The following is a 16611-nucleotide window of genomic DNA, read 5'->3' as shown; positions in this document are numbered from 1 at the left end:
TCCGATCTGGTCCGTCCGTCCGGGGCCCGTGGTGCGTCCGGCGTCGGTGGTGCGTCCGGCGTCGGTGGCGGGTCCGCCGTCGGTGGCGGATCCGGCACCCGCCGGGCCGGACGGGCCCGGCCCGGTGCCCTTGATGCCGTCCATGAACGCCTCCAGCCACAGGCCCGGCTGCTTCGGCTCCTTGGCGGGGCCCGTCGCCCGGGCCGGCGGCCCCGCCACCGGTCCGGCGGGCTGCGCCATCGGCCCGGCGGGCTGCGCGGTGGCGCGCGCGGCCCCGCCGAAGCCCCGCGGCATCATCGGGCGGCTGCGCCGGCGCTGCGGCAGGCCGTTGGGCGTCCACTCCGTCACGATCACCTCGTCGTCCCCGGCGCCCGGGCCGGACGGCCCCCACGGGTTGGTCGAACCGTAGGACGGCCCGACGCCGGCCGAGGTCGTCCGGGTGCCCCAGGGACGGCCCGGGGCCGCGTGCCGGGGCGGGTTCGCCGGGAGCGGACGGGGGCCGGAGAAGGCGCCGATGCCGTGCGCCCGCCCGGTCGGCGGCGCGGTGGTGAGCAGCTCCTGCGGCACGACCAGCACCGCCCGTACGCCGCCGTACGCGGAACGGCGCAGCGAGATCTGGAAGCCGTACGCCTGGCAGAGCCGGCCGACGATGGCGAAGCCCAGCCGGGGGGACTCGGTGAGGTCGTCGAAGTCCTTGGAGACCATCGCCTCGCGGATCGAGCGCTCGGCGCGGAACCGGGCCTCGTCGGTGAGGCCGAGGCCGCCGTCCTCGATCTCGATCGCCATCCCGCTCTGCACCTCGGAGGCGCTCAGGTGCACGTGGGTGTGCGGCGGCGAGTAGCGGGTGGCGTTGTCGAGCAGCTCGGAGACGGCGTGGATCAGCGGCTCGACGGCCGGTCCGGTGACGGAGATCTGCGCCACCGGGTGCAGGTCCACCCGCTGGTACTCCAGGATCCGGGACATGCCGCCGCGCAGCACGCTGTAGAGCGCGATCGGCCGGGTCCACTGCCGGCCGGGGCGGGCGCCCGACAGGACCGCGATGCTGTCGGCCAGGCGGCCGGTCAGCGCGTTGCCGTGGTCCAGGCGCAGCAGGTCGTCGAAGACCGCCGGGTCGTTGCCGTGCCGGTCCTCCATCTCCCGCAGGTCCTTGGCCTGCCGGTGGATGATGGCCTGCACCCGGCGGGCGATGTTGACGAAGGCCCGCTCGGCCGAGTCGCGCCGGCTGACCTCGTCGTCGACGGCCTTGGCGACGGCCTCGGCGACGGCCACCAGGGAGCGGCGGAACCGCGGCGACACGGGGGCGTCGCTCTCCTCCAGCGGGCGGGTCAGGACGTCGAAGGAGTACCCGTAGCGGGCCCCGGCGACGATCCGGCGCATCTCGCCCCGGGCGAGCCGGTCCAGCTCGTCCTCCTGACCGGCCAGCCGGCGTTGGAACTCCTCCACCTGCCGGGCGTGCCGGTCGCGCGACTCACTCAGCGCCCGCCCGCGGCGTGCCGACTCGGCGGCCACCACGGCCACCAGCACGGTGCCCGTCGCCCCGCACCACAGCACCCCGGCCCGGGCCCCGGCGGACACCACCGCCGCGGCGACCGCCACGGCCACCGCCATCACGGCCGTCGGCAACAACCAGCCGAGCAGGGGCGCTTGGCGCCGTCTGGCGAGTGACGATCCAGCTCGAAGCATTCAGCATCCTCAAACGATCGGAACAGCAAAGGGGGACAGGCGGGGGATCGGCTCCGCGGGCGTGGTGGTGCAGCATAGCCAAGTTCAGGACATCCTGACCGAAAGTCAAAGATACCGTCCCGCAACCGACTTGTCGCATTCAGCCGGACAACACCGACATCTCGTACACCAGTCGCAACCCGGAGCGGCCACCGCCCTCCCACCAGGCTTCTCGCCCCGCCGCCCGCGCGCCGCCGACCCGCTCCGGATTCGCTCATGCGAAGGGTTTCCTCGCCAAGTCCCGCCACCTCGCGCGGAGTTCGTGCTAAGCGCGGCGAACCGGGTCAATCGGGCGGGAGGCAATCACCCGGAAGGGGATTCACGGCCGGGCCTGGCGGGCTCCTCGGGGAAGTGGCCGTCCTGGACGACGGCGTCCGCTCGGCCAGCGTCCAGGCGATCTCGGACTGCACGGTCGTGGTCGTCACCAAGGCGGCCTTCCTGCGCTTCGTCGCCGAGCACGGGCTGTTTCCCGTGCTGGTCCGCTACGCCATGAGCCGGCTGCGGGAGTCCGACCTGGCCCGGACCGGAGGCGACGTCGTCCCCAGGCTGGCGGCAGCCCTGGTCGCCCTGGCCGACCTCTCCGCAGGGCCGGTGCCGACGGCCGGTCGCCGCATCGAGCTCGCCCTGACCCGCGACGAACTGGCCCAACACCTCGGAGTCTCCCGCAACACCGTCACCGCAGCCCTGGTGTCCCTGGCCGCCCACCGCGTCGAAGCCGGCCGGAAGTCGATCGCCCTCGACGACCTCCCCGCCCTCCGCCGGGCGGCCGCATCCCTGCGCGACTGACACCCGTCGGTGGCCTTCCACGGAGCGTTGGCGACAGTTCTGGCGTGAGGGAGGCATCGAGGCCCTGGGTCCGTCCGGTCCCGTGAGTGTGCCGAAGCTGTCAGCGGCCCAGTTCGCCGGGTTGGAGGAGGATTTGGGCGCGGGGCAGGCCGCCCGCCAGGCATGTCGAAGTGGAACAAGATCGAGCACCGGATGCTGGATCTGTACCGCGTCGTCGTCACACCGCTGCCCGGGTCGCCCGCGCGAACTCTCGAACGGATCCGAGTTCACGTGCCTGACGATGACCAACAGGAAGAACAACCCTGACAGTTGTTCAGGAACTCATCCCGCGCCGGATCGAGAACTCCCAGATGGCCGTCTACCGCGTCTACGCCGAAGAGGCCGGGCACGCCGCCATCGACCGCCGCCTCTACATCCCGCGCTCGTGGAGGCAGGACTCCGACCGGGCCTCGTACGGCCGGCATCCCAGACGACCTGAGGTACGTCTCGGCCGTCTCGCGCAAGCGACCGATCGCCACCGGCGCGGGCATCTTCCGCGCCGGCGTTCTGGACGGCGGCCTGCCGAATCAGGCATGGCAGGAGCTGGCGGTGGGAGCCGCAGCCAAGGGCCACCGCTTCTACGACTGGGCCCAGGTCGACTTGGCCGGTTCGCGGGACCGCCTCGGCTCCGGTGGTTGCCCGTCCGGCGCAACCGCCCCACCGGTGAACTCGCCTTCTACGCTGCTACTCGCCCCGCGTGGTCTCACTGACCACACCGTCTCCAGGGTTGGGCAGTTGCACCACAAGCTGACTATGCTCTCAGAACTATAGATGAGTAAGCATCAGTTCTCTTGTGAAGCAAGATACTTGAGGGGATCATCTTGGAGACAGCTCGCGTTGCACTTGGCATCGCCGCGGCCGTGCTTGTCCCATGGGGGCTGGGATGGAATGGGCCGTCAAATGCTACCGGCGGGCCCAAGCGGCATCCCCGGCTGGCCTTGGCGTTCTTCGTCGTTTACGCCTGCTACACCCTGGTCGGTGCGCCAAGGCGTCTCTGGCCCGTCGCGCTTGTCGGGGCGTGTCTCGCACTTGCCTCCGTTCTTCGATCGAGGCCGTGGCCTCCACGTAGCACAGACATTCACCAGCGTCTGTCGGGTGTCACCGCCAGCCTCGGACGCGCCGCTGCCACGCTTCTTGCACTGGGTCTACTGATCGGCATCTGGGCAGCCGGGCCGTGGTCAACGATGCGCGCACACCACATCGTCCTTGACGACCGAGTCGCGGTGATCTCTTCATGTCTTCTTCTCACGGTCTTCTGCGGTGGAAAGGTAGCGCTGTGGGTGACACATCACGTCAAGGTGGAAGTCGAAGCGCTGAGCGACGCCAACCAGAAAACGCATGCGCTGGACTTCATGCATCGAGGGCTCGTGATCGGATGGTTGGAACGAGGCGTACTCTTCGCGTTCCTGATTGCTGGACACTCTGAGGCAGCGGCCCTCGCCTTGGCGGCGAAGTCGCTGGCCCGGACTCCCGAGCTCGACAAGGGGGGCAAGTACGTGTCTGAGTTCTTCCTCCTCGGTACGCTGACGAGCGTCTCCACTGCACTCGCTATGGGTGTGGTCGCTCGCTTGGCGATGGGCCTGTCGCCGCTATAGGAGGTCCAGTGGACCCGAGCCAGCACCCGTTAGTGCAGAATCTCATGTCTCTGCACCTACCAACCCGCGACTATGTGGTCGCGGGGAGTGGACCGCTGCTCGCACACGGCCTCAAGCAGGAGGTTGGCGACCTGGACATCGTGGCCCGCGGTCGGGCATGGGAGATCATCACGGCGCTCGCACCCCCGATTCCCGCACCTTCCGGCCATGGACGAATGGCCCTGCTGTTCGACGGCGCGATCGAAGCTTTCGACATGTGGCTTCCGGGGACGTGTGAGCGCGATGAACTGATCGAAGAAGCAGAACTGATCCACGGCATCCCGTTCTCACCCCTTCGTCGCGTTCTCCACTGGAAGCAGCTCTACGACCGCAGCAAGGACCGCGATGACGTCGTACGGATCCGCAGGTATCTGGCAGTCTCGGGCGAGCCGCTGCATTGATCCGTGTCAGTTTCCGTAACAGTCGGCCCTGTCGCCGGTCGGCGGCCTGGTCCTTCATGAGCAGGGCGGCCTTCAGCCAGAGCTTGCGGCGATGCTGGATTCGTCGCTGTTCTTCCCGTTCCGGGTCCTCCGAGGTGTCCTGCCCGGCTTGTTCCTCCGAGCCTCCCTCCGGTGCCGGGTCTTCTTTGCCTCGTCGGCGGCCTTCTCCACAGCGGCCGGAGCGTCGCGCCTCCGCAAGAACCCACCCTGGTGAGCCTGGACACGCACCTCGCGGCCAAGCCCGTCTGCCAGTTCCTGCGCGCCCGCGGCCTGCTCGTCCACGATCCCGGGCTCCACTGCGGCCGCGACCAGGCCTGGATCGACAGGACGCTCCACGTACTGCCGCGATTCGTCGCCGACAAGGTCCGCGTCTGGATCAGGGAAGGCCGCGGCTGCCGGGCTGCCGGAGCAGTAGAAGACCTGGAGATGCTGCTGCGTCGGTGGAATTGAGACACGGCGACTGCTCGGTGAGCCGGCCGCACCACCGCGGCCCGGGGCCGGTGGCACGGTCGGAGGCAACGGATGTTGCGCGACAGGGCAATGATGGTTGACGGATTCGGCTCGGGTCCGTAAAGTGCCGGGCCATGGAGACGGGCGATCTTGGTCGGCGGGTGGCGGAGGATGTGGCCGGTGGCGGTGGGGTGGAAGGGCTGCGGCGGCTGTCGGGGGTGATCGAGGCGCTGGAGGAGCGGCGGACGGAGCTGGTGGAGGAGCTGCGGCGCGGGCGGGAGGCGACCTGGGAGGAGATCGGGCGGGCCTGCGGAATGACGCGGCAGGGCGCGACCAGGCGGTGGGCCGGACGGCTGCGGGCGCGGTCGTTCGGGGTGGCGGTGGACGCGTACCAGCACGGCCGGCCGGGCTATCCGCGGGCGCTGATCGGCTCGGCGGTGCCCCGGGAGGCCCGCCGGGTGCTCGATCTGGGCGCCGGCACGGGCAAGTTGACCGGTCTGCTGGTCGACGCGGGCCTGGACGTGGTGGCGGTCGAGCCCGATGAGGGGATGCGGGCGCGGCTGGCCGCGACGGTGCCGAAGGCGGCCGTCCGGGCGGGCTCGGCCGAGCACATCCCGCTGCCGGACGGCAGCGTGGACGCCGTGGTGGTGGCGCAGGCCTGGCACTGGTTCGACCCGGCGGTCGCGGTGCCGGAGATCGCCCGGGTGCTCGCCCCCGGCGGCACGCTCGCGCTGGTGTGGAACGTCCGGGACGAGTCCGAACCCTGGGCGGCCGCCCTGGGCGTGCTGATGCACCGCGCGGCGCCGCCGCGGATCGACACCAGGCCGGTCCTCCCGGCGCCGTTCGGTGCGCCCGAGCGGCTGGAGATCGGCTGGGAGCACGTCACCACCCGGGCCGGGATCGTCGACATGGTCGCCTCGCGCAGCTATGTGATCGCGCTGCCGGAGGACCAGCGGGTGCGCCTGCTGGCCGACGTCGAGCAGCTGCTGGCCACCCACCCGGACCTGGCCGGCCGCGAGGAGATCGCCCTGCCGTACGTGACGAGGTGCACCCGTGTCCGTCTCGGCTGAGCACGGTCGGCGTGCCGCGGCGCGGCCCGTGGTGCTGCGCCGGCTGGGCGTCGCGGACGCCGAACCGTACCGGGCCTTCCGGCTGGCGGCGCTGCGCGGGACGCCGAGCGCCTTCACCTCCAGCCACGCCGAGGAGGCCGGCAGGCCACTGTCGGAGACGCTGCACCGGCTGGCCGGGGCCGAGGCCGGGCCGGGCGCGCTGATCGGCGCCTTCGACGGCACCGGCACGCTGGTCGGCACCGCCGGGCTGAAGGTGCCGCAGCGCGGTCAGGAGCGGCACAAGGGCACGCTGTACGGCATGGCGGTGGCCCGCAGCGCCGCCGGGCGGGGGATCGGCCGGGCCCTGGTGCGGGAGGTGCTGCGCACAGCGGTGCGGGACGGGCGGCTGCGGCAGGTGCTGCTGACCGTCTCGGAGGGCAACGAGCCCGCCCTGCGGCTCTACACCGCCTGCGGCTTCGAGGTGTGGGGGCGCGAGCCGAGGGCCGTCCTGGTCGACGGGCGGGCGGTCGCGAAGCTGCACATGGTGCGCCTGCTGGACGGGGACCGCGCGGAGGCGGCCGGGCGCTGACAGGGGCGGCCGACAGCGGTCGGCCTGGACCGCTCGGCCGGCCACGGGCGGGCTGCGACGGTCCGTCGTCAACGGCTCGGCGGCGGCGGCCCGCTGACAATTGTCACGGTGCGCCGGTGTGCGAACACACTGCCGCCGGAAACAGGTCCACGACCAGCATGGATGCCATGAACTCCACCGACCTGCAGGACCCCGACACCCGTCGGGCCTTCCGCACCGTCCGGCGACTCGTGCTCGCCTACCTCGGCCTCAGCGTCGTCACACTGGCGGCCGCCGTCGCCCTCCGTGACCACCACACGATGGTCAACGCGCCGGTGCTGGTCCGCGGCACCATCGTCGTGGCCAGCGCCGCCCTCACCCTCCTGCTGACCGTCCGGGCCGCCAACGGCTCCCGGGGCGCGTTCCGGCGGCTGCGGATCCTCTCGGCCGTCATGCTGGTCGCCATCGCCACGATCATCGCCCTGCCGGGGACCTTCCCGGTGTGGATGAAGGTCGAGCAGGGCGTCTGCGGGCTCGCCCTGCTGGGTGTGGCCGCGGTGGTCAACGGACGGCACCTGCGTAGCCTGTTCGCCAGGCTCTGAGGAGGGGGACACGAGGGTGACCGGCCTCGACCGCGCGGGCGACGACCGCGAGCGCGACCACGCGGGAGACCGCGACCGCGCAGGCATGGACCGCGCAGGCATGGACCGCGCAGGCATGGACGGCGCAGGCATGGACCGCGCAGGCATGGACCGTGCGGGTATGCACCGCGCGGGTATGGACCGCGCGACCGCGGCCCCCGGCCCGGGGGCCGCACCGGGCCCCGTCCAGCACTGGGGCCACGGCTGGCGGCGCCCGCTGCTGGCCAGCGGGATGATGGTCTTCCCCGCGCTCACCGCCGTCGCCGTCGGCGGCACCGTCTCCGGGGCGGCCGCGGTGGCCGGGTACGCCGTGGTCGTCGCGTTCTGCCTCTGCTACGCGCTGCTGGCCCTCGCCCTCGGGCTGGGCCGGCGGCGCTGGACGACGCCACTGCTGGCGATGATGACGGCACTGTTCCTGGCCGCGCTGCCGTTCGCCCACGAGGACGCCTTCTTCCTCGCCACCGTGGTCGTCTCCGCGGTGGCGATCCAGTGGCGCGAGCACGCCGCCCGGGTGGTGGCGGCCGGCACGCTGGCCGCGCTGGTGGTGCCCTGGGCGGTGCGCCCCTGGCACACCGGTCCGGGCGGATTCCAGGCCCTGGCCCTGCTGTTCACCTCGCTCACCTGTGGGGCCTTCGCCGGGATCGCCGCCACCAACGGCGCCCTGGTCGCCGCCCGGGCCGAGGTGGCACGGCTCGCCTCGGAGGCCGAGCGCAACCGGATCGCCCGGGACCTGCACGACCTGCTGGGGCACTCGCTCACCGCGATCACCGTCAAGTCCCGCCTCGCCCAGCGGCTCGTGGGCAAGGACCTGGACCTGGCGGTGGCGGAGATGGCGGCGGTGGAGACGCTGTCCCGCCAGGCGCTGTCCGACGTCCGCGCCGCCGTCAGCGGCTACCGCGAGGTGACGCTGGCCGGCGAGATCGCCCGCGGCCGTGAACTGCTGCGCGCCGCCGGGGTGGTGGCCGACCTGCCGACGGCGGCGGACGCGGTCGCGCCGGGGGAGCGCGAGCTGTTCGGCTGGGTGCTGCGCGAGGGGATCACCAACGTGGTCCGGCACGCCCGGGCCGAGCGCTGCTCGGTGCTGCTCACCGCCACCTCGGTGGAGATCCGCGACGACGGGGCCGCCGCCGCCCGGAGCGGACCGGGAGGGCCGGGCGGTGCAGGCGGTACGGGCGGTACGGGCGACGGCCGGGGCAACAGCGGTACGGGCGACGGCAAGGGCCTGACCGGACTGCGGGAACGCGTCGCCGCGGTGGGCGGTACGGTCGAGGCCGGCCCGCTCGACCCGCGCGGGTGGCGGCTGCTGGTCACCGTCCCGCCGGGCGGTCCGGGCCCCGCCGGACCCGAAACCGCCGGGCCGGACGCCGCCAGGCCCGACCCCGGCCGGCCCGACCCCGGCCACGAAGGAACGACATGACGATCCGCCCGATCCGCCTGCTGCTCGCGGAGGACCAGGAGCTGGTACGCACCGCGCTGTGCACTCTGCTCGACCTGGAGGACGACTTCGCCGTGGTCGCCGCCGTCGGCCGCGGCGACCAGGTCGCGGAGGCGGCGCGGGAGCACCGGCCGGACGTCGCCCTGCTCGACATCGAGATGCCCGGGCTGGACGGCCTGGCGGCCGCCGCCGTGCTGGCCCAGCGGGCGCCGTGGTGCCGGGTCGTCATCCTCACCACCTTCGGCCGCGCCGGCTACCTGCGCCGGGCCATGGAGGCGGGCGCGCTCGGCTTCGTGGTCAAGGACGCCCCGGCGGAGGTGCTGGCCGACGCGATCCGCCGGGTCGCGGCGGGGGAGCGGGTGGTGGACCCGGAACTGGCCGCCGCCACCCTCGCGGCGGGCGTCTCCCCGCTCACCGCCCGGGAGCGCGACGTGCTGAACGCCTCCCGTTCGGGCGCGGGGGTGGCCGAGATCGCCGCCAAGCTCTACCTGTCCGAGGGGACGGTCCGCAACTACTCCTCCTCGGCCATCGCCAAGACCGGCACCCGCAACCGCAGCGAGGCCCTGCGGGTCGCCGACGAGCGTGGCTGGCTCTGACCACTGTCCCGGCCGGCAGCGCCCGGCCGCCGGGCTCCGGCTCTCTCCTGCCGTCGGCGTGCGCAGGCCGCGACGGCACGGACGCGGCCGTGGTGCCGCCCACCCGGTGGAGGCGGGCGGTACGCGGGGCGTCCGGTCAGCGGGCGAACTTCGCGACGGCCGCCGGGGTGACGGGGGTGAAGAAGTTGACGAGGTTGCCGTCGGGGTCGCGGAACAGCAGCGAGCGGTTGCCCCAGGGCATCGTGGTGGGCTCGTTGACGAAGTCCGTGACGAACCCGGACAGGCTGCGGTGGACCCGGTCCACGTCGTCGACGAGGAACTCGGTGATCACGCTCTGATTGGCCGCCGGCCGGGCGGAGCCGGGGGCGAACAGCGGTACGGTGCGGACCCCGGCGATCGCGAGGGTCGCGCCCGCCGTCCGGAGTTCGGCGAAGTCCTCGGTGGCCCACTGCGCCCGGACCGCCAGGGCGCGTTCGTAGAAGTCGACCAGGCGGGCGACGTCGCCGGTGATGATGCGGATCGAAACGAAGTCCATGGGGGTTTTCTCCTCGGTCATGCCGGAACGGAAGCGGAAGCGGAAGCGGAAGCGGAAGCGGCCGCGGTCGTGCGGTCGTCCGGTCATCCGGTCGTGCGTTCGACAGACTAGGAGGAATAGTGGACAGAATCGGTCCCCTATTCGTTCTAGACTTTCGCCATGTCCCGACCCACCGGCCGCGTGCTGACCCTGCTCGAACTGCTGCAGTCGGGCGGCACCCGCACGGTGGCCGAGCTCGCCGACCGGCTCGGCGTGGACGGCCGAACCGTGCGGCGCTACGTGGACCACCTGGTCGACCTCGACGTGCCCGTGGAGTCCGTACGCGGCCGGTACGGCGGCTACCGGCTCTCACCCGGACACCGCCTGCCCCCGCTCATGCTCGGGGACGACGAGGCCCTGGCGGTGCTGCTCGGCCTGCTCACCGGCCCCAGGGCCGGACTGGCGACGGCCGAACGCACCGCGGGGGAGACCGCGGCGGCCAAGATCCGGCGGGTGCTGCCCCGGCACCTCGCCGGTCGGCTCGACACGCTCCTGGAGTCGCTCTCCTTCACGGACCGGCCGCTCGGGACCACGGACCGGCCCGGCGAGGCCGGCGCACCGGACACCGGGGTCCTGCTCACCCTCGCCGACGCCGTGCGCCATCGACGGCCGGTCGCGGTCCGGTACACCGACCGCCACGGCCGGCCCAGCGAGCGCACGCTGCATCCGTACGGGATCGTCGCCCACGCGGGCCGGTGGTACGTCACCGGCGCGGACGCGGGGATCGGCCAGGACCGGACCCTCCGGCTGGACCGGGTCACGGACGCGAGGGCCCTGCCCGGCTCCTTCGAGGCACCGACCGGACCGGCCCCGGCCGAGCGCGTCGTGTCGGGCCTGGCCACGGCCGACTACCGGCACGAGGTGACGCTGCGGATCCGCGCGACGCCCGAGTGGATCCGCCGCCACCTCCCGGAGAGCGTCGCGATCCTGGTCGAACCCGAACCCGAACCCGAACCCGAACCCGAACCCGAACCCGAACCCGAACCCGAACCCGAACCGCGGCCGGAGCCGGACGCGGACCGGAGCTCCGAGCGCTGGCTGCGCGTCGAGCTCCGGGCGGAGCGACTCGACTGGCTGCCTCCGGTGATCGCCGCGATCGACCGGCCCTTCGTGATCGAACGGCCCGAGGAGCTGCGAGGCCTCGTCACGGCCCTCGCCGACCGCCTCGCCTCGCACGCCCGCCGGACCTGACGGAACCGCAGCGTCTGCCCGGACCGCCGGGGAGGCCCCGGCGAAGCCCGGGGCCCGCTCCCCGTAGGCGAATTCGAGGGAGCGGGCCCCGGTGTTTCCTCAGGGTGCCGGGAGCGTAGCGCGGGGCACTGACATTGATGCTGATACTCGGGTTCCGGCGGTCGTGGCTCGGGCCCGGCCGACGCGCGGCCGTCCGGACCCGGGGCGCACCGACAGCGGCGTCGCCCCCGTCACTGCGGTATTCCCCGCCCGGCGGCGTTGTCGGTCCCGCCTGCCAGGATCGCGGCCATGGACCTCAGCACCGCCCTCGCCGGGCTCGACGAGCACCCCTGGGCCACCGTCTCGCACGCCTACGGCTGCGCCGAAGACCTGCCCGACCTGCTGCGCGCGCTCGCCGAGGGCGACGACGGGGCGGCCGAGGAGGCGGTCTCCGAGCTGTACGGGAGCATCCTCCACCAGGGCACCGTGTACTCGGCCAGCGTGGACGCCGTGCCGTACCTGGCCCGGATCGCCGCCGCCGGGACCCGGACGGCGGACGTGCTGTGCCTGCTGGGCGGGCTGGCCGATAGCGAGGACGAGTGGCAGGTCCCCGAGGGTGCGGTCCGGGCTGCCGTGGTTGCCCAACTGCCGCTCCTGCTGCCGCTGTTGGCCGACCCGGACGAGACCGTCCGGCTGGCCGCCGCGTGGGCCGTCGGCCACACCCGGGACGGCGCGGCCGCGCCGTCCGCCCGGGGGGAGCGCTGGGCGGCGGAGCAGGATCCGGAGGTGGCCGCCGAACTGCTCGTCGCCCTCGGCCGGGTGGACCTGAGCGCGGCGGCCGGGGAGGCCCGGGTGCGGCTCGGCGAGGAGACCCCGGTGCCGCTGCGGCTGGCCGCGGTCCTGGTCTGCCTGCGGAACGAGGAGCGCTGGGGGGCCGTCCACCACGCGGCCGTGCTCGGCCTGCTGCCCGCCCGCGAGCTCACCGTCGACCGCTACAGCCTCGACCAGGAGGAGCTGCTGTACACGGTCGTCGACACCCTGCTGGAGCGCGACACCGACGCCGACCGCGAGGCGGCCCTCGACCTGGTGGAGGCCGCCCTGCGCGACCCGCGCCCCGAGGTGCAGGCCGAGGCCCTGTGGGCGGCCGACCACGCCTGCTACGTCTCGCGCGGCGCCCCGTCCCGGTTGATTCCGGCCGTCGCCCCGCTCGCCGCCCAGGACACCGCGGCGAGCCTGCTGGCCAAGCTCGGCCCGCTCGCCGCCGAGGCCGCGCCCGTACTCGTCGGACTCGCCGACCGGCCGGACGACGGGCCGGACGACGGGCCGGCCGACGAGGTGGCCGACGAGGCCCTCGCGGCGCTGGTCCGGATCGCCCCCCGGCAGGCCGCCCCGCTGCTGGCCCGTGACCTGGAGCGCCGCCCGCGCGCCCGCAACGCCGCGGGTGACTCGCGGGCCCCGGCCTTCCCCTTCGACCCGGAGCTGTTCGCCGCCGTGCGCGCCCGGTTGGCCGTCGAGGGGCTCGGTACCAATGAGACCGCCGACCTGGTCCACCTGCTGCGGCGGTGGGGCCCGCGGGCCGTCGCCGGCCTGCCCGAGCTGTGCGCGGTGCTGCCCCGCTTCCCGTACGCCGCCTCCGCCGTCGCGGCCGTCGTGGCCGGCGGCCCGCCCGAGGCGCGCGAGCGGGCCGCCGAGGCGCTGCGGGCGGAGGCGGGACAGCTCCAGGCGGCCCGCGCCCACTACGACGTCACCGGCGAACCCGACGTCCTGCTCGCCGCCGTCACCGAACGGCTGGCGGCCTCGCGCGAGCGGGCCGAGGCGGCCCGGGCGGCCGCCGACCTGGGCCCGGCCGCCGCCGGGCTGCTCCCGGCCCTGCTCGCCGCGGTCAGCGAGGACCCGGAGCCGACCGCCCCGCAGCTGGACGCCGACGTCGCGACGGCCCGCGCCGTCTGGCAGATCGACGGCGACGCCGAGGAGGCCGTCCGGATCCTGGCGTCCGTCCTCGACCGCACCGCGGGCAGCCGGCTCTGGGCCCGCTGGACGGTGGTCGGGGCGCTGCGTGTCGCCGCGTCCCTCGGGGCGGCCGGCCGGGACCTGATACCCCGGCTGGAAGCGTTGCTCGACGACCCGGAGAAGGCCGCCGGCGCCGCCCGCGCCCTGCTGGACATCGCCGACCCCGACACCGTCGACCTCGGCCGCCTCGCCCGGGCCGCGCTCCACTCGGTCGAGACGGGCGCCGACGTCACGGGCGGCTGCGAGGCCCTGCACGCGCTGGGCGCCGCCGCCGGGGAGCCCGACCTGGGCCGGTACGTCGGCGACCTCGTCGAGCGCGACGGCCGGATCGTCGCCTCCGGCCTCGCGTACGACATCATCCGCGAGGACGAGCGGCTGCGCGCCCTGCTGGCCGAGCTGTACTGACCCGGCCGTTGCCGACGCGAAGGCCTCAGGCCAGGCGCGCCACGGCCAGCCCCAGCGCGCGGTCGAGCGCCTCCTTGGCGTCGCACGGCACATCGGGCTGGACGCCGACGCCCTCCCAGTTGGTGCCCGAGATCGGGTTGACCGCGCGGGCAATGGGCACGCTGAGCTCCAGCTGCGGGTGCAGCGTCCAGCCCTCGCGCGGGTGCGCACCGCCCCGGGTGGTCTCCCCGACGACCTCGGCGCGCCCGAGCTGCTGCAGGTCGTAGGCGAGCTCCTCGCCCCCGGAGAAGGTGTCGCCGCTCGTCAGCACGTAGAGCGGCTTGCTGCCGCCGAAGCGGGCACCGGGGACGAACGGGGGCGTCCAGGACTGCGCGCCGACCTCTCCCTGCCGCGAGAACATGGTGTTCAGGTGGGTGCGGCTGTCGAGCAGGTAGCCGCAGACGAAGGCGACCGTGTTCGGGTCGCCACCGGTGTTGCGGCGCAGGTCCAGGATGAGGGCGCGGGCGGGGGCCACCAGTGAGAGCGCCGCGGCCAGCGGCTGTGCCGCCCAGTCCAGCGGGAACAACTTGGGTCCGATCTCCAGGACCGCGACGCCGTGGTCGAGCAGCTCCAGGCGGGGAACGCCGTTCAGGAAGGTGTCGAACTCCCTGCGCACCGCGGCGAGCACTGCCGCGCCCCGTTCCGTCGGCACCGGCTGGGCGTGGTACTTGAGGCCCAGGTGCAGGTCGCCGTTGACGGACCGCAGGTCCGCGGTGACCGCTTCGGCCAACTCCTCGGCGGATTCGGTCCGGTAGGCGCCCTCGGTGCTCCGGCGGCGCACCAGGTCCGCCAGCTGCCGGGCGGCGTCGGGGAAGACGTAGTGCTCACAGACCAGGTCGGCGATCGACTCGACGAGGGCGACGGTGTCCAACGCGGACGGCGATGTGGTGGAGGTCATGGGGAGGCAGTAGACCAGCGACTTGCCAAAGCGTCAACCGTACTTAACGCTTGATCCGGTGAGCCACCAACCGGACGAGACCGTCCAGCGGATCAGCACGGCCCTGCAGCACTCCGCACTCGCCCACCCGCTGCGCCAGCGACTGCTCTTCGCCCTGAGCGGCCGGCCGTCGACGATCAGTCGGCTCGCCGCGCAGCTCGGGGTGAACAAGGGCAGCGTCTCCCACCACCTCAGGGTGCTGAGCGAGGCGGGGCTGGTCCGGGGCGCGGGAACGCGACAGGTACGCGGCGGCACCGAGAAGTACTTCCGGCGGACCGCCGAACGCTTCCATGTCGCCGAACCGCAGGCCGAGGGCACGGCCGCACTGCTCGGCGCCGTCGCCCAGGAGCTGGACCGCTCACCCGGCGGGCACACCCTGGCGCTGCGTCACCTCCGGCTCAGCCCCGCCAAGGCGGCGCGGCTCGCCGAGGCGCTGGCCGCACTGGTCGACGAGACGGAGGAGGACGCGGAGGGCGAGCCGGTGCACGGCCTCCTGGTGACGCTCTACCAGCAGGCCGGGACGTAGGGTCGTTCTGCTGAGGACCGCCGCAGGCCGGCGACCCGGCCGGAGTCGACTGTCAGTGCCAGGCCGTAGCTTGGGAGGTGTCGGCGGGCCGGTCCCGAACCGACCCCCATCTCCGCTGCCCGAAAGGGGACTCCGCCGTGTCCGTCGCCGTGGAAGAGCAGGTCACGTACCTCGAACTGTCCGAGGACGAGGGGAGCGCGCACAAGTTCTACGAAGTGCGGCTCGCCGACCGGGTGGTGACGGTGCGCTACGGGCGGATAGGCGAGCCGGGGCAGAGCAAGTCGACGACGTTCCCGAGCCCGGAGAAGGCGGCCGCGTCGGCGGCCAAGAAGATCGGCGAGAAGGTCCGCAAGGGCTACGCCCCGGCCGTCCGGGGCGTGCGGCAGCGCCGGGCGGTGACCAGGCGGCAGATCGTCAGCAGCCGCTCGACCGCCCGTCAGGCGCCGCTGCTGTGGCGTTTCCGGTCCGGCTCGCCCGCCTTCGGGATCTTCGTCGGCGAGGAGCACGCCTGGGTCGGCAACGAGCGCGGCGACGTCTACACCCTCACCCACGACGGCGAGGTGACGGCCCGCTACGGCCTGCCGGACGGCGTCAAGTGCATCGTCGCCGACGACTGGTGGATCTACGCCGGCTGCGACGACGGCAAGGTGTACGACCTGGGCGGCAAGGTCCCGCGGGTGGCGTACGAGATCGCCCAGGACGTGGACATCTTCTGGCTCGACATCCACGACGGCGTGCTCGGCGTCGCCGACGAGCGCGGCGGGCTCACGACGGTGGACCACGAGGACGAGTTCCAGTGGCGCCGCCAGGCCGACGGCCGGGCCGGCTGGATGGTGCGGTGCGACGCCGACGGCGTCTACCACGGCCACTCGCGCGGCGTCGCCCGCTACGACAACCGCAGCGGCGACCAGCGGTGGCACACCCCGACCAACGGCGAGGTGCTGTTCGGCTGGCAGGAGGCCGACGAGGTGTTCGCGGGCACCGGCCGCGGCTGGGTGCACCGGCTGCGCAAGTCGGACGGCGCCGAGGTGGCCGCCTACCGCTGCGACGCCGCCGTCTTCTCCTGTGCGGCCTCCCCGGACGGCGAGTACGTCTTCGCCGGGGACAACCACTCCTCGGTGTACTGCTTCGCCGCCGACGGCACCCGGCTGTGGAAGCTCGCCACCGGCTGCGGCTCGGCGTACAGCATGCAGTACCGGGCGGGGCGGCTCTACCTGGTGACCACCGACGGCTCGCTGGCCTGCCTGGACGCCGACGAGCAGGCGGTGCGGGCGGCCGAGGAGGGCACGCTGCCGGAGACCGCCGAGATCAAGGGCGCGGGCTGGGAGCCGGTGCTGGCCGGCGCCGGGCCGGAGACGGTCGAGGTGGTCACCGCCCGGACCGGCGGCGAGGTCGAGGTCGAGTGCGTCCAGGACGGCGTCCGGCTGCGGATGCGGGTGGTCTCGCAGGGCTACGACCCGTCGTGGCGGGTGCAGTTCCCCAAGGACATCCGGATCGCCGGGGCCCGCTACCTGGTCGCCGAGGTGCGGGAGTCCGCCTCGGGCGGCTTCTACCGGGCGCGCGGCGAGATCAAGCGCCTGCTCTGACCCG

At 73.7% G+C, this 16611-nt stretch carries 16 protein-coding genes; 13 read left to right on the top strand and 3 right to left on the bottom strand.

The features are described 5' to 3' along the window. Positions 1-1626: ATP-binding protein (locus ACIQOV_RS03885; protein WP_401044534.1), on the bottom strand; the 1626-nt coding region annotated here is incomplete at its 3' end. Positions 1627-1938: 312 nt separating this feature from the next. Here ACIQOV_RS03885 and ACIQOV_RS03880 point away from each other — a divergent pair. From ACIQOV_RS03880 to ACIQOV_RS03840, 9 genes are all read left to right on the top strand, one after another. After that, positions 1939-2508: a Crp/Fnr family transcriptional regulator gene (locus ACIQOV_RS03880; RefSeq protein ID WP_401044532.1), complete on the top strand. Its 570-nt coding sequence runs from the start codon at positions 1939-1941 to the stop codon at positions 2506-2508. Between the two features lie 1319 nt (positions 2509-3827). Further along, positions 3828-4142 (top strand): hypothetical protein, encoded by a 315-nt coding sequence (locus tag ACIQOV_RS03875; protein ID WP_401044528.1) that lies wholly within the window; start codon positions 3828-3830, stop codon positions 4140-4142. Positions 4143-4150: 8 nt separating this feature from the next. Next, positions 4151-4582, top strand: a complete 432-nt coding sequence (locus ACIQOV_RS03870) for a hypothetical protein (RefSeq protein ID WP_401044525.1) — start codon at positions 4151-4153, stop codon at positions 4580-4582. A gap of 249 nt (positions 4583-4831) precedes the next feature. Beyond that, positions 4832-5071 carry a hypothetical protein gene (locus ACIQOV_RS03865; RefSeq protein WP_401044522.1) on the top strand — a complete coding sequence of 80 codons (240 nt, stop codon included), beginning with the start codon at positions 4832-4834 and terminating at the stop codon, positions 5069-5071. 134 nt (positions 5072-5205) lie between these two features. Further along, on the top strand, positions 5206-6141 hold the full coding sequence (locus ACIQOV_RS03860; protein WP_401044519.1) for a class I SAM-dependent methyltransferase: 936 nt from the start codon (positions 5206-5208) through the stop codon (positions 6139-6141). Further along, positions 6125-6709, top strand: coding sequence for a GNAT family N-acetyltransferase (locus ACIQOV_RS03855; protein WP_401044516.1), 585 nt, complete (start codon positions 6125-6127; stop codon positions 6707-6709). The genes ACIQOV_RS03860 and ACIQOV_RS03855 overlap by 17 nt, the downstream gene beginning before the upstream one ends. A 167-nt stretch (positions 6710-6876) precedes the next feature. Beyond that, on the top strand, positions 6877-7290 hold the full coding sequence (locus tag ACIQOV_RS03850; RefSeq protein ID WP_401044513.1) for a hypothetical protein: 414 nt from the start codon (positions 6877-6879) through the stop codon (positions 7288-7290). A 16-nt stretch (positions 7291-7306) separates the two neighbouring features. Then, positions 7307-8746: a sensor histidine kinase gene (locus ACIQOV_RS03845; protein WP_401044511.1), complete on the top strand. Its 1440-nt coding sequence runs from the start codon at positions 7307-7309 to the stop codon at positions 8744-8746. Further along, complete coding sequence (locus ACIQOV_RS03840; RefSeq protein WP_401044509.1) at positions 8743-9360, top strand: response regulator; 618 nt, start codon at positions 8743-8745, stop codon at positions 9358-9360. The genes ACIQOV_RS03845 and ACIQOV_RS03840 overlap by 4 nt, the downstream gene beginning before the upstream one ends. A gap of 136 nt (positions 9361-9496) precedes the next feature. Here ACIQOV_RS03840 and ACIQOV_RS03835 read toward each other — a convergent pair whose 3' ends face one another. Further along, complete coding sequence (locus tag ACIQOV_RS03835) at positions 9497-9895, bottom strand: VOC family protein (protein ID WP_401044537.1); 399 nt, start codon at positions 9893-9895, stop codon at positions 9497-9499. A 159-nt stretch (positions 9896-10054) separates the two neighbouring features. Between ACIQOV_RS03835 and ACIQOV_RS03830 the strand changes: the two genes are divergently transcribed. After that, positions 10055-11125, top strand: a complete 1071-nt coding sequence (locus ACIQOV_RS03830) for a helix-turn-helix transcriptional regulator (RefSeq protein WP_401044506.1) — start codon at positions 10055-10057, stop codon at positions 11123-11125. Between the two features lie 288 nt (positions 11126-11413). Continuing rightward, on the top strand, positions 11414-13519 hold the full coding sequence (locus ACIQOV_RS03825) for a hypothetical protein (protein ID WP_401044503.1): 2106 nt from the start codon (positions 11414-11416) through the stop codon (positions 13517-13519). A 25-nt stretch (positions 13520-13544) separates the two neighbouring features. Here ACIQOV_RS03825 and ACIQOV_RS03820 read toward each other — a convergent pair whose 3' ends face one another. Further along, a complete protein-coding gene (locus ACIQOV_RS03820; protein ID WP_401044501.1) occupies positions 13545-14456 on the bottom strand; it encodes a S41 family peptidase in 912 nt (303 codons plus the stop codon). A 58-nt stretch (positions 14457-14514) separates the two neighbouring features. Here ACIQOV_RS03820 and ACIQOV_RS03815 point away from each other — a divergent pair, with 58 nt between their 5' ends. Next, positions 14515-15021 carry an ArsR/SmtB family transcription factor gene (locus ACIQOV_RS03815; protein WP_401044499.1) on the top strand — a complete coding sequence of 169 codons (507 nt, stop codon included), beginning with the start codon at positions 14515-14517 and terminating at the stop codon, positions 15019-15021. A gap of 137 nt (positions 15022-15158) precedes the next feature. Continuing rightward, positions 15159-16607, top strand: coding sequence for a WGR domain-containing protein (locus ACIQOV_RS03810; protein ID WP_401044496.1), 1449 nt, complete (start codon positions 15159-15161; stop codon positions 16605-16607). Positions 16608-16611: the final 4 nt, after the last annotated feature.

Source organism: Kitasatospora sp. NPDC091257 (assembly GCF_044757675.1).
Classification (GTDB): domain Bacteria; phylum Actinomycetota; class Actinomycetes; order Streptomycetales; family Streptomycetaceae; genus Kitasatospora; species Kitasatospora lactacystinica.
The sequence above is the reverse complement of the archived record's forward strand: the minus strand, read 5'-3'. Positions and strand labels throughout refer to the sequence as shown.

Bases quoted from the DNA above. Each gene is read 5' to 3' on its own strand.
- ACIQOV_RS03840 (WP_401044509.1), top strand. From the start codon at position 8,743: ATGACGATCCGCCCGATCCGCCTGCTGCTCGCGGAGGACCAGGAGCTG.
- ACIQOV_RS03825 (WP_401044503.1), top strand. From the start codon at position 11,414: ATGGACCTCAGCACCGCCCTCGCCGGGCTCGACGAGCACCCCTGGGCC.
- ACIQOV_RS03830 (WP_401044506.1), top strand. From the start codon at position 10,055: ATGTCCCGACCCACCGGCCGCGTGCTGACCCTGCTCGAACTGCTGCAG.
- ACIQOV_RS03850 (WP_401044513.1), top strand. From the start codon at position 6,877: ATGAACTCCACCGACCTGCAGGACCCCGACACCCGTCGGGCCTTCCGC.
- ACIQOV_RS03820 (WP_401044501.1), bottom strand. From the start codon at position 14,456: ATGACCTCCACCACATCGCCGTCCGCGTTGGACACCGTCGCCCTCGTC.
- ACIQOV_RS03880 (WP_401044532.1), top strand. From the start codon at position 1,939: ATGCGAAGGGTTTCCTCGCCAAGTCCCGCCACCTCGCGCGGAGTTCGT.
- ACIQOV_RS03835 (WP_401044537.1), bottom strand. From the start codon at position 9,895: ATGGACTTCGTTTCGATCCGCATCATCACCGGCGACGTCGCCCGCCTG.
- ACIQOV_RS03860 (WP_401044519.1), top strand. From the start codon at position 5,206: ATGGAGACGGGCGATCTTGGTCGGCGGGTGGCGGAGGATGTGGCCGGT.